A 4,574-nucleotide genomic window follows, 5' to 3' on the forward strand; every position below is an offset into this window, starting at 1 on the left:
CCTTTTAGGGTGAGCGCTTTTCGGTCATCAAGGCGCGCATCCCAGCCGGAAGACTGAAACAGAGTCCACGCCCGCGTAGGGTTGCCGGCGCGGGCTATGGCGAGGATTTGGGCGAGGGTGGTCATGGGGCCCCTATTTACCCGCCTCCTTGGCCTCCAGGCCACCGAACGTCAGGATCAATGATGACAGGAATACTTGTGTCATCTTCGCCAGAGACCCCCTTGCTATGAACTTCGGTGTAAAGGTTAAACCGGGAAATATAATGATCTTTCCCATTATTTGATGCGTCCTTTCCATTTGAAACAAAGTAAGCAGCAACGACATTATCTTTGCAGGACCCAGTTTTGAACGGATTACCATCAGCATCCATCTTATAAAGATCAGTGTATAAATCCTTAGAGTTTTTGTATCTTTGTATGACATGATCATCATGCGTTGGCGTACTCGTGAGATCTTCACAGACATATGTCCAGTTCTCTTTCTGCCGATCAAGAACAAATGCGACGAACGACAAACTATTATTGGCGGCAGCAACAGAAGAATCGGCTATCACGCATTTGAGTTTACCATTGTGAGGTCGGGTGACGTCCCCCATAGCCTTTTTGCAATTTTTGGCTATCTGCGCATTGTTCCATCCGGCAGGAGTAGCATTAGGCTCCAGCACCGCCTTCTTCAGATACTTTTCAAAATTTTTTCTGGCGCTGTGGAAGTTTGATCCAGTTATTTCGCCGTAAAAATTTTTGGTAAACAGAACTTCGATCTTTGAGCCTGATGCCTTTATGTCGACGAAATAGATCATTCCCCTTTGGGGGACCAACTTTCCATTATCTGGAATAGGTACAACAGGCGCCCAATTTGGGCTGTGAAGCCTATCCTTTGATGGAGAATCATTTGTACAACTCGCGACGAGTAGAACCGCTGCGCTTAGTACCCAAACTGATATCGGCTTACGTTTCATTTGAAATCCCCATTTTTCATTACTTTGTTTTCAAAATTACTTGTTTGATTGCGGTCCATTCCCGATTTGATGGATCGAGCTCTATTAATTCGTTGATTTTGATTAACGCTTCTTCTTTATCGCGTCTTGCTTCTGCCTGCTGGCCCAATGCTTTAAAGTTCGTAACTGAGCCCATCTTCAACGAAGCCCACACACCCCAATATTCACTGTGCTTGGGGTTTTGCCTAAGCAAAGAACTAATACCTGTCAGACCCTTAGCCAACTGATCCCGCTCGTCGTTCAGTTGATCCAATTTTTTATATATGTCTGCAAGCCAAGCATGACGATTGACGATATCAAAACGGATACTTTGAGCCTTTGAATCGGAATACATTAAGGCTTGAGACATATGATCAAGCGATGCTTTGCAATGCTTAAGAGCTTGCGTAAGGTTTCGCTGCCCGATGATCTGTAAAGTGCATAGGTTTCCTTCAGCATACCCAGCTTCTCTAAGCCAACTGGAATTCTTTGCGTTCGTTGAAATTAGTTTGCTGGCTAAGTCGCTGTAGGCGTTCCAATTTTTGGCAACCTTCGTCCAATCCCTCTGCAAATAAGCCACATACCCCACCCAATATTCACTCTGCGCATGCCCGAAAATCCGGTCCGGATTATCCGGATCCCTTGCGAGCAAAGCCTCCGTCACCCGGTGCGCTTCGGTGAATTTCGCCAGCGCCTTGTCGAGATCGCCGCGTTTCTCGTCATCCTCGCCCATCGCGTGCAAGATTCGCGCACGCCGCTCCAGGCTTTCTGCCGGCATGTCGGACAGGTCGCCCTGGTCCTCGTAATAGTCCATCGCCCGTTCGTTGACCTTGGTCATCACGTCGAGCCGGCCGACACCCTTCAGCTCGGTGCGCAAATCGGTGAGCATATATTCGACCAGCCCTTCGGCTTCGGCCTGCTGGTGCTGCGCTTCGTTGCGCGACTGGATCGCGAATATTGTCATCCCGATCATGGCTAGCAGCGCGGTCAGAGCGCCACCCGTGACCGCCATCACGCGGCGGATGCGACGGGAGGCATCGCGCTGGACCAGCGCATCGAGCGGAACACCGGCTATGCCCGCGACGATCTTCAGAAAGCCCAGCCGCCAGCCGTCTCCCTCCTTGCGCAGGTCCGCCGCCAGCGGTTCGGCACCGTCCAGCAAGGACGGAGGAAAAGACTCCTCCGGCTCACCCCGCACCAGCGCCGCCAGCACCGGCCGGCCGGGGTGCAGCGCCCGGAACAGTTCGATTTCGCGGGCGACCCATTTCGATCCCCTGGCATCGGGCGAGCAGATGATGATCAGCGCCTCGGACCCCGCCAGCGCCTGCTTCACCGATTCCGAAAGATCCTCGGCCGCCGGCAAATCTTCGCGGTCGCGAAAAATCCGCCCGAGACGGCCATTGTCCGCATCTTCACTCTCGCGGTCCCGCAAATGTTGCGGTAGCCGGTAGGTTTCGATTTTCCTGTGGAGTTTTTGCGCGATAGTGGCATCGGCATGGCTGTAGCTGACAAAGGCGCGAAAACGCACCGCTTGCGGATCAGATTTCTCTGCGTCTCCCAATTTTGCCCCGCGATCGAATGTTCAGACGACATTTGCCCGATTGCTTCTGGTGAAAGGTATCGCGTTTTCTGGTCGCTGTCACGGTTTAAGATTCGTGACGTAATCCCGCGGAGAGGCGGCTTGCCGGGAGAGGAGAATTCACACCCTGCGCAGTTGATCCGCACCGATCGCGACTTTTGTGTAGGCGCCCATGATCTCCATCAGGACCCAGACCCGCCGGTTGGGCGTGATCTTCACTACCTCGGCCACAAATTGGCAAAGGGAGCCTTGGTCAGGGCAACCCCGTCCCTAGGCTCCAATATCTTGGCCGGCAGCAATTTGCCGCTGGCATCACAGCTCAGCATTAGCTGCGACATAAGACCGGCCGGCACCGCCGCGGGCTTTTCGCCGAAGTTTACCAGCGGGTCACACCGTAAGTCGGCTCGACTCTCCGCCAGAGCCGGTCAGCGACATCAAAAACGACGAAAATGTAGCCGGGAAACAGAGGCTGCCTAGCGGCAATGAACTTGCCGTTATGCTGCCGCGTTTGCTCTTCCATGAGCAAAAAGGTCTGATCCATGGGCAAAAAGGTCTGAAAGCCCTGCCGCTGTAGGTTTTTGTCTGCGATATTGGCACAGTTGGATTTTAGCTGCGCCAGAAACCAGCTGATTTCGCGATCATGGCATGCCGTTTCAAGCCTGCCAAGCTCTTGCGTTTCATCTATCGCTCAAGCTTGACCAGATGCAAACAGCCTTTTCCAAAAATGCCGTGATGATCCAACGAGTACAATGTTCCAGACGAAGCGACCGCTTGATCAGACGACCCGCTGCAGGCGTGCGGTTCAAGCTTGTGCGGCCTGGACTGCTCCTTTATGCAATTTCTCGCTTCAACCGGTGGTTGCTGTGTTTCGGGCAATATTTGCAATATCCCAAGCCGCACTGTCGACAAAGCTAGCCTCTCGTTCTGATGAGCACGCGAAGTCCGCTGCCCGAGATGTTTTCATTTTAAGACTTGTGAGCAAGTGCAGCAACATGCTATCGTTCAAAAATGAACGGTGTAGATCCCCTATCTATCCCTAGAAATTCTGCATCGCTGGGCGCCGGTCGGCAAGTCTGGTGCGCTAGCCTGAGAAAAATCAGCCTGAATATATGACAAGCAAACGCAGCAAACTTCAGGAAGACACACGCTTTCGTGTTCTTCGTCTTCTCGACGACAATCCCGAAATGTCTCAGCGGGAAATGGCGAAGGCCGTCGGGGTCAGCGTCGGCGCCATGCATTATGTGCTCAATGCGTTGATCGAAAAAGGCTTGGTAAAGCTCGGCAATTTCACCGCTGCGGAAGACAAGCGTCGCTATGCGTATAAGCTGACCCTGCAGGGGATTTCCGAAAAAGCGGCGATGACGCGACGGTTTTTGCTGCGGAAAATTGAAGAGCATGAGGCGCTCAAGGCGGAAATAGACAGCCTCACCGCAGAGCTTCCCGAGGCCCAATTGCCTCAATCACGCGATGGTCTCAAAAGCGAATGACCGGGCGTCACAAAATCGCTACATGCACCATCGACGCGAAAAGCGGTTGCCTGCGACCACGTGAAACGCTCTATCGCTTGGTTTTTCGGACCTCGCGCAACAAGAATATGGGCGCACCGGCCGAGAACTGGCGCGCGCAAACGGCATTTGGACATTTAGTAAAGGGAACTATCGAACAATGAAAATTGCAATGATCGGCACGGGTTATGTGGGACTTGTCTCGGGTGTGTGCTTTTCGGATTTCGGCCATGATGTGATCTGCGTCGACAAACTCCCCGAAAAAATCGCCCAGCTGGAACGCGGCGAAGTTCCGATATACGAACCCGGACTGGACGCTGTGATGGAGCGCAACGTGGCAGCTGGCCGGTTGAGTTTCACGACTGATCTGGCCGCGGCTGTCGATGGCGCGGACGCGGTGTTCATCGCTGTCGGAACGCCGACACGGCGCGGTGACGGACATGCAGATCTGACCTATGTCATGGCAGCCGCCGAGGATATTGCCGAGGCCCTGACCGGATATGCGGTGGTCGTG

4 protein-coding genes and 1 pseudogene are annotated in these 4,574 nt (G+C 53.3%); 2 read left to right on the forward strand and 3 right to left on the reverse strand.

The features are described 5' to 3' along the window. Window positions 1–136 precede the first annotated feature (136 nt). From V7680_RS14920 to V7680_RS15790, 3 genes are all read right to left on the reverse strand, one after another. Window positions 137–958, reverse strand: a complete 822-nt coding sequence (locus tag V7680_RS14920; RefSeq protein ID WP_335654054.1) for a hypothetical protein — start codon at window positions 956–958, stop codon at window positions 137–139. 19 nt (window positions 959–977) lie between these two features. After that, window positions 978–2,504 (reverse strand): toll/interleukin-1 receptor domain-containing protein, encoded by a 1,527-nt coding sequence (locus V7680_RS14925; protein WP_335654055.1) that lies wholly within the window; start codon window positions 2,502–2,504, stop codon window positions 978–980. A 427-nt stretch (window positions 2,505–2,931) separates the two neighbouring features. Continuing rightward, window positions 2,932–3,240: a transcription termination/antitermination NusG family protein gene (locus tag V7680_RS15790; protein ID WP_442955061.1), complete on the reverse strand. Its 309-nt coding sequence runs from the start codon at window positions 3,238–3,240 to the stop codon at window positions 2,932–2,934. A 424-nt stretch (window positions 3,241–3,664) separates the two neighbouring features. On the opposite strand from V7680_RS15790, the gene V7680_RS14930 reads away from it, so the two are divergent. Both V7680_RS14930 and V7680_RS14935 read left to right on the forward strand, forming a co-directional pair. Next, on the forward strand, window positions 3,665–4,042 hold the full coding sequence (locus tag V7680_RS14930; RefSeq protein WP_335654056.1) for a MarR family EPS-associated transcriptional regulator: 378 nt from the start codon (window positions 3,665–3,667) through the stop codon (window positions 4,040–4,042). 178 nt (window positions 4,043–4,220) lie between these two features. Beyond that, a pseudogene (locus tag V7680_RS14935) lies at window positions 4,221–4,574 on the forward strand (UDP-glucose 6-dehydrogenase); the annotation flags it as partial.

Origin of the sequence: Parasphingorhabdus sp. (genome assembly GCF_036963705.1) — a bacterium.
Lineage (GTDB): Bacteria > Pseudomonadota > Alphaproteobacteria > Sphingomonadales > Sphingomonadaceae > Parasphingorhabdus.